The following is a 21,093-nucleotide window of genomic DNA, read 5'->3' on the forward strand; positions in this document are numbered from 1 at the left end:
AATCTGGCGTGTGCTACAAGCCCCGACAAGTCGAGTACATATGGATGGTTGACGCACCCACTAAGCTATGCGCGAAGCAACAGCCTTACGTTTTTGCACTTCTAATAGAATCGGCGTTTTCACTTTAAGATTCTCTTTCAATTCTACCACTTTTGATTTGTGCAATGTATTCAGCGCACCATTAATATCAGCGTGGATACATGTTCCTGCTTTACTTTGGTACAGACCACGAGTCATTCGTTTGCCACTAAAGTGATAGTGTGTCCTATCATCCTTAGTCCAAACTGGAACCGGATCTTTATCAAGAAAACTAGCTTTTGAAGTATAGCTTTCTTCTTGTTTGAAAAACCGGATGCCTTCTTTTATACATTTATTCTCAATTGCCGCAATCAGTTTATGAAACGGGATTTGAACAAATTGTTGATTATTCTTTTTTCCCATATCTGATTTTTGTTTCCAACCAGCGTTATAACCTACTACAACCGTATCTACACTACATTCTTTCACTTTTTTAAACAACAAGCCTACAGTTTGTGAAATGTAACCATTTATTTGCCTTTCCCGTTTATGCCAAAGTGCAGCCATTTTGTTCGTTACAACTCGTTTTGAAATTCCGTTTTCAACATTTTTCTGTTGCAGACTACGTATCATTTTATTGAAGTATTGGTTAATGGCTTTTAGTTTTTTACCATCAATTAAAAATGTATCACCTGTATTGGTTACGCAACTTACTAATCTGTCTACACCTAAATCGCAACTCAAAGCGTTATTCGTAGTCGTGGATGTTTTCTTCATTTGAGAAACGTGCATCTCATATGTGTAATGCACCTCAAAGAACCGACCTTTTTGCTTCGGTACAAGCTCAATGTAGGAGATTTTTTTATGTCTTAAGTTTTTCGGCATACGTATTTTAATGGAACCGAATTTTTTTCTGAATGCAACACTCATCGGAATCAGCCAATACCCGTTATCATCCACTTTTGGCACTTGATAGATTTCAATGATTCGTTTGTCAGTTGAATGAGAATAATTCGGAAAATTAGGACGCCCTGTGAATGCTTCAGGATTTTTCTTCCACTTTTCCAATGCCTTAAAAAAGCTCTTCACTTCTGCATATAAGGCTCTACGAATAGCCTGCACAGAGTTTGATTGCACGCCCCAGTAGTTCATATCGGCTTGCATGGCGGTATCTACTTCTTTTACAGTAGCCATTTTATTATGGTTCAAATAACTTTGTTTCATCGTGTACAATCCAACATTTCGCAATGCTTTTGAACTATGTGACATGCGTTGCAGTAAGCGGAATTCTTTTGCAGTCAGACTAGCTCGTCCGATATTTTGTTTCTGCGTGAATCGTTGCATGTTTTCTCTTTTCTTTTGTTTGCGTAATACTTTCACTGCTTTCTTTTTAACCATTGTTTTCACCACCTTTCTCAGAGAGTTCATTAAAATTATTTCTTCCCTAAGATAATATTTGAAATGAAACGGAACAAAATGTGAATATAGTCTTCATCGTAATTCCTTTTGGCTCAAGTAACCGAATGATTATCATTATTCAATTTCGTTGTTTTACGATCTATACCCTCCTTATCTAAGAGTAGATTGTATCGTAAGACAAAAAGAAACAAAAAAGTTCAGCCTTATTGACTGACGGCAATTCATCTCCACCTGAATTGTTGGGTTTCACCCGTAACACAAATCAGATGGAGTCTTCTTGCCGAAAAGGATAAAAACTCTTTTTATGTGATTGAATGGAGGGCTGATTTTTTCGCTCAGAGTAATTGACATAAAAAATGCACTAGTTTTGCACAACTATTTTTTATAATAGAAAACGTAGCGACACAAAATACCCTATGTTGCGACATAACGTCATGTCATTTTATTTATAAAATGACAATTCCATTCTATTGTGTATGTGAGATAGAGAGGGTTTTCGTATTCACCTCGCATCGGATAAGAAAAATTTCCTATCTCACACTTTTTTTAAAAGGAGATCATACACATGAATCCAAAAGAAGAAATTTCAAAAAAAGAAAAGCAAGATCGTAATACGGTTGTCATGTGCATTGCCGTATCTATGGTTATTATTATAAGTTGTGTAAATAAAATTTTGGGGATTTTATAACAACGAAAAAAGCTTATCGCTTCTTAAGAAGCGATAAGCTTTTTTCGTTGTTAGGGGGAGTGTTTATATAATAAACCAAGGTAAAATTGCTAACCCAGAAGTTACAATTGCTGTAGTAAATATTAAAAGAACAGCTCGTTTGTTTTGTTTCATGTCACATTCTCCTCTACATATCAATTGAATGCTATACGTTCATTTTGTGATTGGTGCTTTACTAATTAAAGTTTCACTTTATATTTTTAGTATAATGAATGGTAAGGATTGGTACGATCGATAAAGGTGACATGAAGATTACATTGTTGTAATGCAAAAAAACATCTTTCTTATTAAGAAAGATGTTTTTGGAAAACTACCCCGTAAAAGCCCGATTGGTTCAGCTAATACTCAGTGGGGGATGGAAAAATCCCCCACTGAGTAAAGTTTCACTTTATATTGAAGTATTAATCATTTAAGAACAGAACCATATGTTCCTCGTCCCAATATTGACCGTTATGTTTTAATGAACGTTCTTGTACGCCGTAAGTTTGGAAACCTAATGATTCATATAATTTTTTGGCACCAGCGTTACCAACTACAACATCGAGCATAAGTTGTTCTACATGTAATTTATCGGCGTTTTCAATAATGGCTTTAATGAGAGCTCGTCCTGCTCCGAGACCACGTGCTTTTGGAGAAACAAAAACGGAGCCAATTTTTGCTTTATGTTCTTGTTTAATAAATGGTTTTGTTTCTAAAGTAGCGATACCAATTAAATCATTATCTTTGAAGACACCTAGAGTATACTTATCCGGATTGCTTAATCGTTTAGCCATAGCAGCTACAGGATCCTCATGTTTCAAAACATCTTCATAAGAAGAGCTAAAAGCTTCCGGATTTTTCGTTAAACCTTCCATACAAACTTTTAAATATATTTCTGCGTCCTCTGTTGTTAATAAGCGAATTTCCATAGTTGTAACCTCCCTGGTGGATTTCAAATAAATCCATTACTTTTATAAGATTGAGTATATGTTTTGTTAGTATTCTCTTTTAATTTGTAAAAGAATGAAAAGATATATGCTACAATGTTTTGTTTTAATTATGTAATGAAATTATATATTAACTTTGTTAACTATTCAAGTGTTTAATATGTTACATTTTTATAACTAAAATAAATCCTCGATTGAGGATTTATTTTTTAAACATTGGATTGATAGCCATCAATTCGTTTTGGATGTGTGTAAATATTACAAGATTCATTTCTAATAAACCCTACGACTGTAATGCCTAAATCATGGGCAAGTTGCAATGCCAGTTTTGTTGGAGCGGATTTAGATAGAACAATTTCACATCCGATTTTTGAAACTTTGAGTAAAATTTCGGATGAAATACGTCCGCTAAATGCGATGATTTTTCCTTTAATGGATATATCGTTACGCAAACAATGACCATATATTTTATCTAATGCATTATGTCTTCCAATATCCATTCTTGATAGGAGGATATTGTTTCGATCACATAGCGCGGTATTGTGAACACCGCCAGTTTGGCGAAATGTAGTAGAAGATTGTTGCAAGGTATTCATTAAATGAAAGCATTCTTCAGGAGTAATTTTTACATGTATATCATGTAAGTCTTTTGCTTTTGCTGCGTCGTTTACGAAAATAAAACCTTGTCTACCTTTTCCGCAGCAAGAAGTGATGTATCGTTTATTATATAAAGTTTGATAGAGCGGATTCACTTTTGATGATTTTACATGGACAATTCCGTTATCTTTTTGAACCCATAGTTCTTCAACATCTTTATAGGAAGAAATAATCCCCTCAGAAATTAAAAAACCAATTACCATATCTTCAATATAATTTGGTGTGCATACGACTGTTACATATTCTTCACCATTCAATTTAATAGTAATAGGAGATTCTGTGACAATCTCATCAAGTTGTTTTGAAAATGTACCAGATTGATAACGTACAATTGTATAAGTCTCTTGCGTAGGCCCCATATTTAATTCCCCTTTTATATGTATTTCTCTCCCACATTTATCATAAAACAATGGAAAAAATAAAAACACCTATTAACAAGAAGATCACAGATTATTTTGGTTATTATTGTATATGTACGATATAATAGAACTGTAGAATAGTGATATTTTCAAGCTTTCGTAGTTATACCTTATAACATCTAGAATCGACTTCATAAGAAAGTATTTGGGTAGAGCGTTTCAAAAATATGTACAGTAATGCGATTTTGAAAACGGATTCATAATTGTGTTGTACAGTTGGTTGTAAGGAGAGGGGAAACTATGGCAGAACAGACAGTCCGTGTAACCGTCGATGGTAAAGAATTTTCTGCATCAGGTGAAAAGACGATACTACAATTATTTAACGAGAGTAATTTGGAACATCCTCAAATTTGTCATGTACCAGAAGTAGATCCAATTCAAACTTGTGATACGTGTATTGTAGAAGTAAATGGAAAGTTATTGCGTGCTTGTTCAACGAAATTAGAGAACGGTATGCATATCGAAAGACAGTCCCAGCGTGCAAAAGAGGCACAGACTGAGGCAATGGATCGAATATTAGAGAATCATCTATTGTATTGTACCGTTTGTGATAACAATAATGGTAACTGTAAAGTCCATAATACAGTACATATGATGGGAATTGAGGAACAGAAATATCCGTATGAGCCAAAAGTAAGTGCGTGTGAAGTGGATATGTCACATCCATTTTATCGATATGATCCAAATCAATGTATTGCTTGTGGGCAGTGTGTAGAAGTATGTCAAAACTTACAAGTGAATGAAACTATATCAATTGATTGGAGCTTAGACCGTCCACGTGTTATATGGGACAATGGTGTAAGTATAAATGACTCATCTTGTGTAAGTTGTGGGCAGTGTGTAACAGTATGTCCATGTAATGCGTTAATGGAAAAAACAATGCTGGGTGAAGCTGGATTCATGACAGGATTGAAACCGGATGTGTTAGATCCGATGATTGATTTTGTAAAGGATGTAGAGCCGGGATATAGTAGTATTTTAGCAGTTTCAGAAGTAGAGGCTGCGATGCGTAAGACGAAAGTGAATAAAACAAAAACAGTTTGTACATTTTGTGGTGTAGGTTGTTCATTTGAAGTATGGACGAAAGACCGCCACATTTTGAAAGTGCAGCCTGTTTCAGATGCGCCGGTTAACGGTATTTCCACATGTGTAAAAGGCAAATTTGGATGGGATTTTGTAAACAGTGAAGATCGTATTACAAAGCCATTAATTCGCCAAGGAGATATGTTTGTTGAAGCTTCATGGGAAGAGGCTCTGGAAGTTGTTGCATCCAATATGCAGCATATTAAATCAGAATATGGAAGTGATGCATTTGGGTTTATTTCTTCTTCGAAAGTAACGAATGAAGAAAATTATCTTATGCAAAAACTAGCCCGTCAAATATATGGAACGAATAATGTAGACAACTGTTCCCGTTATTGTCAATCTCCAGCAACAGACGGTTTATTTAAAACTGTCGGTATGGGCGGGGACGCTGGAACAGTGAAAGATATTGCGGAAGCAGGCCTTGTCATTATCGTTGGAGCAAATCCAACAGAAGGACATCCTGTACTTGCAACGCGTGTAAAACGTGCTCATAAATTACATGACCAAAAATTAATTGTGGCAGACCTTCGTAAACATGAAATGGCAGAGCGTGCGGATTTATTCATTCATCCGCGCCAAGGAACTGATTACGTATGGCTCGCTGGTATTACGAAATATATTATTGATCAAGATTGGCACGATAAAAAGTTCATAGCTGAAAATGTGAAGAATTTTGATGAATATAGCAAAATGGTAGAAAAGTATACGCTTGATTATACAGAAGAAATTACGGGGATTTCGAAAGAAAATCTGAAAGAAATGGCTCGTATGGTATATGAAGCAGATGGTACTTGTGTACTTTGGGGAATGGGTGTAACTCAAAATACTGGAGGAAGTACAACTTCAGCAGCAATTTCAAATCTATTGCTTGTTACGGGTAACTATCGTCGTCCTGGTGCAGGAGCATATCCATTACGCGGACATAATAACGTACAAGGCGCTTGTGATATGGCAACATTACCAAACTGGCTTCCAGGTTACCAAGCAGTTTCAGATGATGCGCTCCGTGCGAAATTTGAAAAAGCATACGGTACTACAATTCCGAAAGCACCAGGCTTAAATAATATTGCAATGTTACTGGCGGCAGATGAAGGGAAACTGCGTGGTATGTATGTTATGGGTGAAGAAATGGCTTTAGTAGATTCGAATGCCAACCATGTACAACATATTTTAGCGAATTTAGATTTCCTTGTTGTTCAAGATATGTTCTTATCGAAAACAGCTCGTTTTGCTGATGTTATTTTACCAGCAGCACCAAGCTTAGAAAAAGAGGGAACATTTACGAATACAGAGCGCCGTATTCAAAGATTATATGAAGTATTGAAGCCGCTTGGTGATTCAAAGCCAGACTGGTGGATTTTACAAAAAGTAGCTCGTGCACTTGGCGGGGACTGGAATTATGAAAGTCCAAGTGAAATCATGGATGAAATCGCATCGCTTGCACCTTTATATTCTCAGGCAACATACGATCGTTTAGAAGGATGGAATAGTTTATGTTGGGGTAGCCATGATGGCAGTGATACACCGCTATTATATGTGGACGGATTTAACTTCCCGGATAAACTAGCTCGTCTATCATTAGATGAATGGGTACCACCAGTTGTAGCACCAGATGAGTATGATTTACTTTTAAATAATGGTCGTATGTTAGAACATTTCCATGAAGGGAATATGACGAATAAATCGGCTGGTATTTTATCTAAAGTATCTGAAGTGTTCGTTGAAATCTCGCCTGAACTTGCCCTAGAGCGCAATGTGAAAGATGGTGGTCTTGTAGAATTAGCATCACCATTTGGGAAAATTAAAGTACAGGCACTTGTTACAGATCGTGTAACGGGGAAAGAGCTATATTTACCGATGCATGCAACGGTAAATGAAGAGGCAATCAATATTTTAACTGGAACGGCGACAGATCTTTATACATGTACACCAGCGTACAAACAAACGATGGTAAAGATGCGTGTACTACGTGAAAAAGGGAATCGTCCGTTACCATCTTCAAACCCGAGAGATAAAAAGCGTAATCCGCAAAACGGTGTTGAAATCGAGCAAAAATGGCAAAGAAAACAATACGTATCACTTGTGGACTAGGGGGCGGAGATAGTGGCGAAAGAAATTACTGTAATTAAAAAGAAAGTTGTAACAGAGGAAGAACAGAAACAGCAAGTAGCAGATGAACTTCTAAATGAGCTATCTAATAATCGTGAAGCAGTAGAAGAAACGATGCAGCTTTTAGCACAGTTGCAGAAGGCTGGTATATTAGATGCGGCAATTAGTTTACTTGCTGCGAAGGAAGATGTTTCAAAAATCGCTGTGGAGCAATTAAATCGTGAACCCGTTAAAAATGCGTTAAATAATATGATGGGGGCAGGAGAAGCGTTATCTTCAGTTGACCCAGAAATAACGAAGCAAATTACGTCAAGTTTAGTTACAGGATTGCAATTTGCAACAGATGAATTAAATTGTGGTAAAAAAACAAAAGTGATGGATTTCTTTAAAGTATTAAAAGATCCAGATATCAATAGAGCTATTACATTCGGTTTTAGCTTCTTGAAAGCATTTGGACAAGGGCTAGAGAAAAAATAGAATAAATGAAAAAGTGATGGGAAGTAGCCATCACTTTTTTCATTATATGTATAAGAGTGTTCATGTTAAGCGGAATATATTATTATTAAAAAGATGGATTAGAACTGGAAATATGGAATCCATCTCAAATACCGTTTTAGAATTTGGAGGAGTATATGCAACACCGTAAAAAACTATCTATACCAGGAGTAATGAGACATTCCTTTCAAACAGTTAAATTTGCTTTTTGGAATGTATTAACTTTTCAACTTGCTTATAAATTATTAGCAGCGATTGTGTTTGTTCCACTATTTGGAATCATTTTTAATAAATTATTGTATTTTGGTGGTTATGCAAATGCGACAAATGATGAATTATTAGCGTTTTTAAAGACGCCTTATGGCATCTTAGCAATCGTAATTTTGTCATTGTTAGCACTGTTTCTTATCTTTACAGAATTTGCGGTGCTTATTATTATTTCGTATTTCGCTCATAAAAGACAGAAGGTGAAATTACGTCCGATTTTATATAAAACGGTAACGTATTTACCTACTCTTTTCACATATTGCTTACCAGGATTTATTTTATATGCTGTCGTATTGTTGCCTCTTTTAAATATGGGATATGAAACGGCATTAATCCCGCAAATTCAAATTCCTAACTTCATTACAGGAGAACTGTTTAAGACAACGATGGGACAAGTTGGTTATTACACGTTCTTTGCTGTAGTCGCGTATATAAATCTTCGATGGATTTTCGTTCTACCTATTGTTGTTTTAGAGCAAAAATCATTTCGCGTGGCAGCACGTAAAAGTGCAACTTTAGTAAAGGAAAGCTTTTTTAAAGTACTGCTCTTTTTAGTAGGATTTTTTATTTCAATTGGAATTGTATATGTCGTATTTTTGGGAATATATTTATTGTGCCTATGGGGTGTTTATGAATTTACAAATCCGAAAGGAACATTTGCATTATTAGCAGAATCAACGATTTCTGTATTTTTAACGAGTACATTGTATTTATTTAGTTTTATCGTGACGCCATTTTATATTATGGCGATTACGCGATTATACTTACAAAAGGTACCGGTTGAAGATGTTTTATTAGAAGAAGGATTAGATTATTCGAAAACGAAAGCAGATAAATGTTTCTTCCAAAAACATCGTTGGAAATTTATTGGCGTATATATTGTGGGGATTATTACTGCTGGAATGGTTGTTGCCTTCATTGTAACGTTTATTTCAAATTCGTATAAAGAACCAATTATTATGGCGCACCGCGGGTATATATCAAAAGGCGTAGAAAATACGAAAGAAGCTGTGCAAGGTGCTATTGATGCAAAAGCAGACTACGCTGAAATAGATGTATTACAAACGAAAGACGGTGAACTAGCGGTTATACATGATTTGAAGCTGAAGCGTCTTGCCAATGCCAATGTGCATGTGTCAGATTTAACGATGGCTGAGTTAAGGCAGCTTACCCTTAGTCAAGATGGACTTTCAGGACAAATAAGTACACTTGATGAAATCATTAAGCTAGCAAATGGCAAAATCAAACTTAATATAGAAGTGAAGCTTCATGGGGGCGAAAAAGATTTTGTAAACAAAGTCTTAAAAACGATTAAAGATAATGAATTTGAGAAGCAATGTGTAATTCAAACGTTACACTATCCACTTATTAAAGAGTTTAAACGTGCAAATCCAGATATAAAAGTAGGGTATATATTGTATGCAAGTAGAGCTAACTTAAAGAATGTGAAGGCTGACTTTTACGTAGCAGAAGAATATATGTTAAATAAGAAATTAGTAAAAGAAGCAAGGAAGTTAAACAAACCAATTTACGTATGGACAGTAAATGATATGGAAAATTTAAAGGCATATTATAAGTTAAACGTAGATGGTATCATAACCGATTATCCTGAAGATGCACGTGAAACAATTAAGATGTTAAAAGAGCAAGAAGCGGAAGAAAGTGATCTGTTTGATAAAATTACTGAAACGACAGATGATTTATTTTCTAAGTTATTTATAAGTTACCCAGCTGCTAGCTAAATGCTAGCAGCTGTTTTTTTGTGAAAAGAATATATCTCTAAAGTATTGAGTAAAGTAATAACTGTATATGTATACGTTATCGCTTAGGTTTCTTACATTGTTACATTATTGTCAAATAATAAATGATTGCTGTTTATTTTGAAATAGTATAATAAAAATAGAGTGAAAGATAATGGAATGACACAAAACCCCTAATAGAATCAATGTTTTTTATATTTACACTATTCTAAATATAAAAACTTTAGGAAAATGGTATGTTAGCGTTTTCATAACTTTTAAGTTATGCTAGAATAAGGACATAAGTTATTAATTATTACAAAAAGAAAAAAGAATCTCTTTTTTCTGTTAATTATAAGGGGGCATTTCATTATGCGTATTGGGGTACCAGCAGAAATTAAAAACAACGAAAACCGTGTGGCAATGACACCAGCAGGTGTTGTACATTTAATTCGTAACAATCACGAAGTATTCATTCAAAAGGGTGCAGGTTTAGGATCTGGTTTCACAGACGCTCAGTATGTTGAAGCGGGAGCAAAAATTGTTGATACAGCTGAAGAAGCTTGGAACATGGAAATGGTTATGAAAGTTAAGGAACCAATTGAAAGCGAATACAAACACTTCAGTGAAGGCTTAATCTTGTTCACATACTTACACTTAGCTCCAGAGCCAGAATTAACAAAAGCTTTAATCGAGAAAAAAGTTGTTTCTATCGCATATGAAACAGTACAATTAGAAAACCGTTCATTACCATTACTTGCACCTATGAGTGAAGTAGCTGGTCGTATGGCTGCACAAATTGGTGCACAATTCCTTGAGAAAAACAAAGGCGGTAAAGGTATCTTACTTGCAGGTGTTCCAGGGGTTAAACGTGGTAAAGTAACAATCATCGGTGGTGGACAAGCTGGTACAAATGCTGCTAAAATTGCAGTTGGACTAGGTGCGGATGTAACAATCATCGACTTAAGCGCAGAACGTCTTCGTCAATTAGATGACATTTTCGGAAACCAAGTAAAAACTTTAATGTCTAATCCTTACAATATTGCAGAAGCTGTTAAAGAGTCTGATCTTGTAATCGGTGCAGTATTAATCCCAGGTGCAAAAGCTCCAAAACTTGTAACAGAAGAAATGATTAAATCAATGGAACCAGGTTCTGTTGTTGTAGATATCGCGATTGACCAAGGTGGTATTTTCGAAACAACTGACCGTATTACAACTCATGATAACCCAACTTACGAAAAACACGGCGTTGTTCATTATGCAGTTGCAAACATGCCAGGTGCGGTTCCACGTACATCAACTCTTGCATTAACAAACGTAACAGTACCATATGCAGTACAAATTGCTAACAAAGGCTACAAAGAAGCTTGCCTAGGTAACTCTGCATTACTAAAAGGTATTAACACATTAGATGGCTATGTAACATTCGAAGCAGTTGCAGAAGCTCACGGTGTAGAGTACAAAGGTGCTAAAGAATTATTAGAAGCAAAGACAGTATCTTGCTAATAGAAGCATTATACAAAACAAAATCGAACAATATATAAAACAACATGATAAGAGCTAAGAGTGAAGATCTCTTAGCTCTTCTTGGCAAAAGGGGGCATACATCGTGGCCAACCTATTTAAAAAGAAATCCGTTACGCAATTGTTAGGGGAAAGTAAAAGTAAAACTTTGACGAAAACGCTAGGGGCATTTGACCTAACAATGCTAGGGATTGGTGCGATAATTGGTACAGGAGTTCTAGTATTAACTGGATTAGTAGCAGCAAGAGATGCTGGTCCAGCAGTTATTTTTTCATTTATGATTGCAGCAATTGTTTGTGGATTTGCAGCATTATGTTATGCAGAAGTTGCATCTACACTTCCTGTTTCAGGTAGTGTGTACACATATTCGTATGCAACAATTGGTGAGTTTGTTGCTCATTTAATGGGATGGACATTGTTATCCGTATATGTCGTAACGACTGCCGCAGTAGCTGGCGGATGGACGGGTTATTTCAATAATTTAGTGAGTGGGCTGGGACTAGAAATTCCGAAAGCGTTGCTAACGATTCCAGCGCAAGGTGGTATGGTAAACTTACCAGCAGTTATTGTTACGTTAGTGATAACTTGGTTATTATCACGAGGTACGAAAGAAAGTAAGCGTGTGAATAACATAATGGTATTAATTAAAATTGGTATTGTTGTTTTATTCATTGCAGTTGGTGTATTCTACGTGAAACCAGAAAACTGGATACCATTTGCACCTTACGGTTTAAGTGGAGTGTTCGCAGGGGGAGCAGCAGTATTCTTTGCTTTCTTAGGATTTGATGCATTAGCAACTTCTGCTGAAGAAGTAAAAAATCCGCAACGTGATCTACCAATTGGTATTATTGCTTCGTTAGTTATTTGTACAATTATTTATGTTGTAGTTTGTCTCGTTATGACAGGTATGGTTTCTTATAAGGAATTAGATGTACCTGAAGCTATGGCGTATGTGTTAGAAGTTGTAGGACAAGATAAAGTGGCTGGTGTAATTGCAATTGGAGCTGTAATTGGTATTATGGCTGTAATTTTCGCTTACATTTATGCGACAACACGTGTATTCTTCGCAATGAGCCGTGATGGTTTATTACCAAAATCTTTTGCGAAAATTAACAAGAAGACTGAAGCGCCAACATTTTCAGTTTGGTTAACAGGAATTGGTAGTGCTTTAATTGCTGGATTTATCGATTTAAAAGAATTGTCGAATTTAGCGAATATTGGAGCGTTATTAACATTCGCCATGGTTGGTGTAACTGTTATCATTCTTCGTAAAACGCATCCGAAATTACAACGTGGATTTATGGTACCACTTGTACCGATCTTACCGATTATTTCAATTGCATGTTGTCTATTCTTAATGGTAAATTTACCGTTAACAACATGGATATACTTTGGTATTTGGTTAGCAATTGGAGTAGTTGTATACTTTGTTTATTCGAAAAAACATAGTCATTTAAAAGACGATAGCAGTTCGCAGGATAATTTAGATCAAGCTAATTAAAGGGATATAACACAGTAAGCCTTGTGCGTCTAGGGAGCGCGCAAGGCTTTTTCTTTTGTTGAAATAAAGGGAACATATATTACTTTGTTGAATTTTTATGTCGGAATATGAAAAAAAGGGGTGTGCGACTTGTGCATCCTTTTTTGTATGAGAATATAGAGGATGCGGAAAATATGTATATGCCTTATTAAAATGTTCATAAAAAAATTCAGATTTCATTGACACATATGAGCAGGTGCTCATATAATAAGAGTATAAAATATATGAATGATTGTTCATATGTTCAATTAAAGAGGTGAGCTATAATGGCTGGAAATAAAGTAGAAACACCACAAGAGACATGTTCTCAAACGATAATTCATGAAGAAGTTGTTGAGCAAGTAAAACAAACAATTCCAACTGATGAAAGTTTAAGTAAAGTAGCAGAACTATTTAAAGTATTAGGTGACCGTACACGTACGAGAATATTACATGCGCTATTTGAAGCTGAGATGTGCGTTTGTGATTTAGCTTATTTATTAGGAATGACACAATCATCTATTTCGCATCAGCTTCGTGTGTTAAAGCAAGCGAAACTTGTAAAGAATCGTAAAGAAGGAAAGGTTGTTTATTATTCGTTAGCTGATCAGCACGTAATTCATATCTTCGAGCAAGCGTTTGAGCACGTAAACGAAGAAGAATAAAAAGAACGCGAGGAGGGAGAACGATGGCTGAAGCATTAGTGAAAAAGAAATTGATGTTAGAAGGTTTAGATTGTGCGAACTGTGCAATGAAAATTGAAAAAGGTGTTGGGAATATAGAAGGAGTAAATTCTTGCTCTGTAAACTTCGCAACAAAGACAATGATCTTAGAAACAGCACAAAATAAAGAAAACGAAGTTGTTACGGAAGCAAAACAACTCGTTACAAAATTAGAACCGCATATTAAAGTGCAAGAAGAACAAAAAAATAAAATTGCTAAAGAAGTATTTATATTAGAAGGTTTAGATTGCGCGAACTGTGCAATGAAAATTGAAAATAAAGTTAAGGAAATGCCAGCTGTCTCAGAAGCAACTGTTGATTTCGTATCGAAGAAACTACGAGTAGAAATTGCGAATAAAAGAGAACTAGAAGCGACTGTAGCAAATATAACAAATGTCGTTCAAAAGTTAGAGCCAGATGTGAAAGTTGTTCGTGAAGAGAAGAACGGTCATGACCACGGACATAGTCACGATCATGGTGAAGCAAATGTGAAAAAGATGGTAGGGAGATTAGTGGTTGGCGGAATTTTGACGGCAATTGCTGCATTAGCGGGCTTACCACAAATGGTAACAATTCCGTTATTCGTCCTTGCTTATTTATTAATAGGTGGAGATATCGTTTGGAGAGCGGTAAAAAACATAACTCGTGGCCAAGTATTTGATGAAAACTTCTTAATGGCAATTGCAACTGTAGGAGCTTTTGCAATTCAGCAATATTCAGAAGCTGTAGCAGTAATGCTATTTTATCAAGTAGGAGAACTATTCCAAAGCATTGCGGTAAACCGCTCTCGAAAATCAATTACTTCATTAATGGATATTCGTCCTGATTATGCGAATGTAAAGGTTGGAAATGAAACGAAACAAGTATCACCAGAAGATGTACAAATTGGCGATTATATTATCGTTAAGCCAGGTGAGAAAGTACCATTAGACGGAAAAGTAATTGAAGGAACATCAATGGTAGATACTTCAGCATTAACTGGTGAATCTGTACCACGTGAAGTTGAAGTTGGAAATGATGTATTAAGTGGCTTTGTGAACCAAAACGGCGTGTTGACAATTGAAGTTACAAAAGAATTTGGTGAATCAACTGTATCGAAAATTTTAGATTTAGTTCAAAATGCAAGCAGTAAAAAAGCACCAACAGAAAACTTTATTACGAAGTTTGCGCGTTACTACACTCCAGTTGTAGTTATTACAGCGGCGATCATGGCGTTTATTCCACCGCTTATTTTAGAAGGGGCTACATTCTCTGAGTGGATTTATAGAGCTTTAGTGTTCTTAGTAATCTCTTGTCCATGTGCGTTAGTTGTATCCATTCCTCTTGGATTCTTTGGAGGTATCGGTGGTGCATCTAAAAGTGGTGTGTTAGTAAAAGGTAGTAACTATTTAGAAGCTTTAAATGATGTAAAATATATTGTTTTTGACAAAACAGGAACATTAACAAAAGGTGTTTTCAAAGTTACAAAAATGGAACCGAGCGAAGGTACTACAAGCGAAGAGTTATTAGAGTATGCGGCATTTGCTGAAGTGTATTCTAACCATCCAATTGCCCAATCTATTCGAAAGGCATATGGAAAATCAATTGATGAAAAAATAATCGATGATTATAACGAAATTTCTGGTCACGGTACAGTCGTAAAAGTACAAGGAAAAGAAATTTTTGCAGGTAATGCAAAATTAATGAGAAAAGAAAATATTGAATTTAAACAACCAGAAACAGTAGGTACATTAGTTCACGTTGCTATAGATGGAAAATATGCAGGTTATATTGTTATTTCTGATGAGGTAAAAGAGGATTCGAAACAAGCGATTCAAAAGTTAAAAGAACTAGGTATTAAAAAGACAGTAATGTTAACTGGTGATGCAAAAACAGTTGGTGAAGCTGTCGGTAAAGAATTAGGCTTAGATGAAGTTCATGCGGAATTACTACCGCAACAAAAAGTAGAAGAGATTGAAAAAATTGATGCAGCGAAGCATGGAAAAGAAAAAATTGCCTTCGTTGGTGACGGTATTAACGATACACCAGTATTAGCCCGTGCAGACGTTGGTATTGCGATGGGTGGTTTAGGATCAGATGCAGCAATTGAAGCGGCAGACATCGTTATTATGACTGATGAGCCTTCAAAAATTGCGACAGCTGTAAAAATTGCAAAACGCACAAGAAGTATAGTGTGGCAAAATATCATCTTTGCTTTAGGTGTAAAAGGGATCGTTCTATTACTTGGTGCCTTTGGTATTGCAACAATGTGGGAAGCTGTTTTCTCAGATGTTGGTGTGACACTACTTGCAGTGTTAAATGCAATGCGTGTATTACGAGTGAAAGATTTATAAAAAAGAGGACGCAACCTGCGTCCCCTTTTTTATTGGTTATTTTGTTGAAATTGATTTAATAAAATAATATCAAATATTATTTTACTTTTGAATAATATGATATTAAAATTTACAAATAAAAAACATTCGTCGTATTATTTTAATATATTTTTTACAAATATCCATATAGTATTGAAAAAACAGAGAAGGAGAAACTTCTCTGTTTACTTTTGTATGTTTTTTTCAACTTGTTCTCGAACAGTTTGAATGTAATTCATTTTATGATCCCAACATTCTTGGCTTAAATCGACAGGATACTCTTCGGGATTTAAAGTTCGCATGTATTCTTCCCAAAATAGAGCGAGACTCTGTTCATTATATTGTTGAATATCTAATATACTTGGTAGTTCATATGTTCTTTCACCGTTAACGAAAATGTCTTTATGGAGTTCACGGGCTTCAAAGTTTGTTACGAATTTACTTATATATGTGTGAACTGGATGGAACATTTTTAAGCGCTCTTCTTTTCCAGGTTCTTCAGAATCTAACGCAATATAATCGCCTTCTGCATGATCGTTAACCCGATTGATAATACGATAAATTCGTTTCAGTCCTGGAGTGGTAATTTTTTCAGGATTAGATGAAATTTTAATCGTATCATTTAATTTTCCGTCAGTATCTTCAATCGCAACTAGTTTGTAAACAGCCCCTAATGCAGGTTGCTCAAAGGACGTAATTAATTTTGTCCCAACACCCCATACGTCAATTTTCGCCCCTTGAGATTTAAGGTGCATAATTGTGTATTCATCTAAATCGCTAGAAGCGATAATTTTTGTATTTGTAAATCCTGATTCATCTAGTAGTTTTCGTGCCTTTTTCGATAAATAAGCCATATCACCACTATCAAGACGTATACCATAGAAATCAATACGATCCCCAAATTCTTTTGCAACACGAATTGCATTTGGAACACCAGATTTCAATGTGTCATATGTATCAACGAGAAAGACGCACTTCTTATGAGTTTCAGCGTATTTCTTAAACGCGACGTATTCATCGCGATATGCTTGAACGAAAGAGTGAGCGTGTGTGCCAGCTACAGGGATCCCGAAGCGTTTCCCAGCACGAACGTTGCTTGTAGAGGAGAAACCACCAATAAAGGCAGCGCGTGTCCCCCAAAGGGCAGCATCGAACTCATGGGCACGTCTTGTGCCGAACTCTAAAAGCTCATCATTACTTGCAGCATGTTTCATACGAGCAGCTTTTGTTGCAATTAATGTTTGGTAATTCACAATATTTAAGAGGGCGGTTTCAATAATTTGTGCTTCACCAAGTGGTGCATCAACACGTAATAAAGGCTCGTTATTAAATACAACTTCACCTTCTTGCATACTACGAATCGTCCCAGTGAATTTCATATTTTGTAAATAATGAAGGAATTCTTCTTCAAATTGTAATTCTGCTAAATAAGCGATATCGCTTTCAGTAAAGCTGAAATTTTCTATGTACTCTACAATTTTCTCCAGTCCAGCAAAAACAGCATAACCGTTCTCGAATGGAAGCTTTCGAAAGTATAAATCAAAAACGGAACGGCGATTATGAATACCATCTTTCCAATATGTATAAGCCATGTTGATTTGATATAGGTCTGTATGTAAGGCATAACTATCGTCTTTATAATGAGTCATCGCGAGAACACCTCCATAATTTGGTTATAGTATACCAACTTTTCACCATTCGTAGCAAAGAAGAGATATTGAAGTGAAGTCAAGAGAGAAAAAAATGAAATTATGCATATTTTTTAGAAAATTTATATTTATCAATTTATATTTCTCCAGATTTTATGTATTATTAGAGTAATGGGGTAATGAGAATGGAGGAGGACAATGCAACAAACATTAGAAAAAATAGGCAAACAAGTCTTTTACAAACGGCTTCAGCAAAAAATGACACAAGAAGAATTATGTCAGGGCATTTGTTCTGTCTCATACTTAAGTAAAATCGAAAATGGAAAGATCGAAGCATCAGAAGAAATTCTACAATTGCTCTGCACAAGGTTAGAAATTGCCGTGACGGATTTGAGGGATGTAGAAGAAGATGTGAAGGGGAAGTTGGATGAATGGCTGAATGCACTAGTTCATTTGGACAAGCCACAAGTAGAACGTATATATGAAGAGTTACAAGGTGAAATGAAGCATGTGTTGGATTTTGAAATTATAAATTATTATAAACTGCTGTATACACGTTATTTAATTATGAAAAGGGATTTTCCTGCTGTCGAAAAAGAGTTAGAGAGCTTAAAGAAGATGTACAAAAAGTATTCACCATTCCAAAAATTATTATATACGTATAGCAAAGGGTTATATTATTTTTTACAACATAGATATAAGAAGGCATTGGAGTATTTGACTCGAACAGAAGTAATGGCAAAGGAACAAGGTTATCATGAGAATGGAATATATTTCAATTTGGCTCTTGTTTATAATGAATTAGAAGTTGAACATATGACTTTACATTTTGCTAATGTAGCAATGGAAGGATTTAAGAATGAATATAAATTCCGTTATGTGATAAATTGCCAGTTACTTATTGCGTTGAGTTATATACAAAAAAAGCAATATAATGAAGCACTATCTATTTATAATAATATTTTGAGGGAAGCAAATTCTTTTGCTGATAAAGAAAGTATAACAGCTATTGCTTTAAATAATTTAGGCTTCTTGTACTATAACTTAAAAGATTATTCAAAAGCAAAAGATTATTATTTACAATGCCTAAAGTACAAAAAGGAAGAGGATTTAAATTATATTGATGCAGTGTATGAGATCGCTTTGCAGTGTATTGAATTAAAAGAATTTGAAGAAGCGAAAGATTGGATTAATAAAGGAATAGATGTTGCCAAGAGGGATGAAAAGTATAAAAGTATGCTATATATACTTTCAATGCTTAAGAATAAATACTTTGAAACGAAAGATGTTTATAAAAGATTTTTAGAAGTTGAGGCAATCCCATTTTTTAGAGGCGAAGAAAATAAAAAGGAATTAAAAATGGTGTATTTAGAACTAGCAGGATATCACGAGGAATTACTAGAATTTAAGGAAAGTAATAACTACTATAAATTAGCAATTAATTTATTAGAAGAAAAGGGAGGAAAATAATATGAAAAAAATAATTATTGGTGCTTTGGCTTTGGTAGCTGTATTAGTGGTATTGGAACCGCAATATGCTTGGACATCGGATATTTATGGTCAAGGAGAAAAAGTAGTAGAATTAATAAATTCTTAACAGAAACCCCTTTCCAATCGGAAGGGGGTTTTTCAATATTTGTTCCTCAAAATTCTACAAAACTTGAGAAATAAATTAATTGAATTTTTAGTATATTAATAGTGAAAACATAATGCTAATATGAAACTACTCTTTTTCAAAAAATAATTTATTAGGGGGAAGGTTCATGAAAAAGAAAAGTTTAGCGTTAGTGTTAGCGACAGGAATGGCAGTTACAACGTTTGGAGGGACAGGCTCTGCATTTGCAGATTCTAAAAATGTGCTCTCTACGAAGAAGTACAATGAGACAGTACAGTCACCGGAGTTTGTTTCTGGGGATTTAACTGGAGCAACTGGTAAGAAAGCAGAATCTGTTGTGTTTGATTACTTAAACGCAGCAAAAGGTGATTATAAGTTAGGGGAAAAGAGTGCGCAAGATTCTTTCAAAGTGAAACAAGCGAAGAAAGATGCTGTAACTGATTCAACAGTATTACGTTTACAACAAGTATACGAAGGAGTACCTGTATGGGGTTCTACGCAAGTAGCTCACGTAAGTAAAGATGGTTCTTTAAAAGTATTGTCTGGAACAGTTGCACCTGATTTAGACAAAAAAGAAAAGTTGAAAAATAAAAATAAGATCGAAGGCGCAAAAGCAATTGAAATTGCGCAAAAAGATTTAGGTGTTACACCTAAATATGAGGTAGAACCAAAAGCGGACTTATATGTATATCAAAATGGTGAAGAAACAACATATGCATACGTTGTAAATTTAAACTTCTTAGAGCCGAGCCCAGGAAACTACTACTATTTCATTGAAGCAGGTAGCGGTAAAGTATTAAATAAATATAATAAGCTTGATCATGTAGCAAATGAAGATAAATCACCAGTTAAGCAAGAGGCACCTAAACAGGAAGCGAAACCAGCTGTAAAGCCTGTAACAGGAACAAATGCAGTGGGTACTGGTAAAGGTGTATTAGGAGATACGAAATCGCTTAATACAACGTTATCTGCATCATCTTACTATTTACAAGATAATACGCGCGGAGCAACGATTTTCACATATGATGCGAAAAACCGCTCAACATTACCAGGAACATTATGGGTAGATGCAGATAATGTTTTCAATGCAGCGTATGATGCAGCAGCAGTAGATGCTCATTACTATGCAGGTAAAACATATGATTACTATAAAGCTACATTTAATAGAAACTCTATTAATGATGCAGGAGCACCATTAAAATCAACAGTTCATTACGGAAGTAAGTATAATAATGCATTCTGGAACGGCTCACAAATGGTATACGGAGATGGTGATGGTGTAACGTTCACTTCATTATCTGGTGGTATTGATGTAATTGGTCACGAATTAACGCATGCTGTTACAGAGTATAGCTCAGATTTAATTTATCAAAATGAATCAGGAGCATTAAATGAAGCTATTTCAGATGTTTTTGGTACATTAGTAGAGTATTATGATAACCGTAACCCAGATTGGGAAATTGGGGAAGATATTTATACGCCTGGCAAAGCAGGAGATGCGCTTCGCTCTATGAGTGATCCAACGAAATATGGTGATCCAGACCACTATTCTAAGCGTTACACTGGTACTAGTGATAACGGTGGGGTTCATACAAACAGTGGTATCATTAACAAACAAGCTTATTTATTAGCAAATGGTGGTACGCATTCGGGTGTAACTGTAACGGGCATTGGTAAAGATAAGTTAGGTGCAATTTATTACCGTGCAAACACACAATATTTCACGCAATCTACTACATTTAGCCAAGCTCGTGCTGGTGCAGTGCAAGCGGCAGCTGATTTATATGGTGCGACTTCTGCGGAAGTAGCAGCAGTTAAGCAATCATTTAGTGCTGTTGGTATTAACTAAGG

Annotated in this window: 15 protein-coding genes; 11 read left to right on the forward strand and 4 right to left on the reverse strand. The window is 35.4% G+C overall.

From position 1 onward, the window contains the following. Nucleotides 1–60: 60 nt before the first annotated feature. On the reverse strand, nt 61–1,416 hold the full coding sequence (locus tag AC0ONG_RS01540) for an RNA-guided endonuclease TnpB family protein (protein ID WP_000239356.1): 1,356 nt from the start codon (nt 1,414–1,416) through the stop codon (nt 61–63). A 586-nt stretch (nt 1,417–2,002) separates the two neighbouring features. On the opposite strand from AC0ONG_RS01540, the gene AC0ONG_RS01545 reads away from it, so the two are divergent. Further along, a complete protein-coding gene (locus tag AC0ONG_RS01545; RefSeq protein ID WP_001068388.1) occupies nt 2,003–2,125 on the forward strand; it encodes a hypothetical protein in 123 nt (40 codons plus the stop codon). Between the two features lie 440 nt (nt 2,126–2,565). Here the strand turns inward: AC0ONG_RS01545 and AC0ONG_RS01550 are convergent, their stop codons facing one another. Both AC0ONG_RS01550 and fdhD read right to left on the reverse strand, forming a co-directional pair. Beyond that, the gene (locus AC0ONG_RS01550) at nt 2,566–3,072 is read right to left on the reverse strand and encodes a GNAT family N-acetyltransferase (protein WP_000405874.1); all 507 of its coding nucleotides are present in this window, start codon (nt 3,070–3,072) and stop codon (nt 2,566–2,568) included. Nucleotides 3,073–3,299: 227 nt separating this feature from the next. Next, entirely contained in the window at nt 3,300–4,106 is an 807-nt protein-coding gene (gene fdhD / locus AC0ONG_RS01555) for a formate dehydrogenase accessory sulfurtransferase FdhD (protein ID WP_000529230.1), read from the reverse strand. A 300-nt stretch (nt 4,107–4,406) separates the two neighbouring features. Between fdhD and fdhF the strand changes: the two genes are divergently transcribed. From fdhF to AC0ONG_RS01590, 7 genes are all read left to right on the forward strand, one after another. Beyond that, nucleotides 4,407–7,343 carry a formate dehydrogenase subunit alpha gene (gene fdhF, locus AC0ONG_RS01560; RefSeq protein WP_000840671.1) on the forward strand — a complete coding sequence of 979 codons (2,937 nt, stop codon included), beginning with the start codon at nt 4,407–4,409 and terminating at the stop codon, nt 7,341–7,343. A 12-nt stretch (nt 7,344–7,355) separates the two neighbouring features. After that, nucleotides 7,356–7,838, forward strand: a complete 483-nt coding sequence (locus AC0ONG_RS01565; protein ID WP_001040538.1) for a helical membrane plugin domain-containing protein — start codon at nt 7,356–7,358, stop codon at nt 7,836–7,838. Nucleotides 7,839–7,993: 155 nt separating this feature from the next. Further along, complete coding sequence (locus tag AC0ONG_RS01570) at nt 7,994–9,865, forward strand: glycerophosphodiester phosphodiesterase (protein WP_001164710.1); 1,872 nt, start codon at nt 7,994–7,996, stop codon at nt 9,863–9,865. Between the two features lie 369 nt (nt 9,866–10,234). After that, nucleotides 10,235–11,368: an alanine dehydrogenase gene (gene ald / locus AC0ONG_RS01575; RefSeq protein ID WP_001219743.1), complete on the forward strand. Its 1,134-nt coding sequence runs from the start codon at nt 10,235–10,237 to the stop codon at nt 11,366–11,368. Between the two features lie 103 nt (nt 11,369–11,471). Next, nucleotides 11,472–12,887 (forward strand): amino acid permease, encoded by a 1,416-nt coding sequence (locus AC0ONG_RS01580; RefSeq protein ID WP_001284899.1) that lies wholly within the window; start codon nt 11,472–11,474, stop codon nt 12,885–12,887. A gap of 305 nt (nt 12,888–13,192) precedes the next feature. After that, entirely contained in the window at nt 13,193–13,570 is a 378-nt protein-coding gene (locus tag AC0ONG_RS01585) for an ArsR/SmtB family transcription factor (RefSeq protein WP_000918378.1), read from the forward strand. 23 nt (nt 13,571–13,593) lie between these two features. Continuing rightward, nucleotides 13,594–15,960, forward strand: coding sequence for a heavy metal translocating P-type ATPase (locus tag AC0ONG_RS01590; protein ID WP_016078616.1), 2,367 nt, complete (start codon nt 13,594–13,596; stop codon nt 15,958–15,960). A gap of 203 nt (nt 15,961–16,163) precedes the next feature. Here AC0ONG_RS01590 and AC0ONG_RS01595 read toward each other — a convergent pair whose 3' ends face one another. Further along, on the reverse strand, nt 16,164–17,627 hold the full coding sequence (locus tag AC0ONG_RS01595; RefSeq protein ID WP_000150191.1) for a nicotinate phosphoribosyltransferase: 1,464 nt from the start codon (nt 17,625–17,627) through the stop codon (nt 16,164–16,166). A gap of 198 nt (nt 17,628–17,825) precedes the next feature. On the opposite strand from AC0ONG_RS01595, the gene AC0ONG_RS01600 reads away from it, so the two are divergent. From AC0ONG_RS01600 to AC0ONG_RS01610, 3 genes are all read left to right on the forward strand, one after another. Beyond that, the gene (locus AC0ONG_RS01600; protein WP_001187951.1) at nt 17,826–19,097 is read left to right on the forward strand and encodes a helix-turn-helix domain-containing protein; all 1,272 of its coding nucleotides are present in this window, start codon (nt 17,826–17,828) and stop codon (nt 19,095–19,097) included. A 1-nt stretch (nt 19,098) separates the two neighbouring features. Next, nucleotides 19,099–19,224 carry an NprX family peptide pheromone gene (locus AC0ONG_RS01605; RefSeq protein ID WP_000720172.1) on the forward strand — a complete coding sequence of 42 codons (126 nt, stop codon included), beginning with the start codon at nt 19,099–19,101 and terminating at the stop codon, nt 19,222–19,224. A gap of 166 nt (nt 19,225–19,390) precedes the next feature. Next, nucleotides 19,391–21,091, forward strand: coding sequence for a M4 family metallopeptidase (locus AC0ONG_RS01610; RefSeq protein WP_000730396.1), 1,701 nt, complete (start codon nt 19,391–19,393; stop codon nt 21,089–21,091). Nucleotides 21,092–21,093: the final 2 nt, after the last annotated feature.

The organism is Bacillus sp. TCT6 (genome assembly GCF_056033845.1).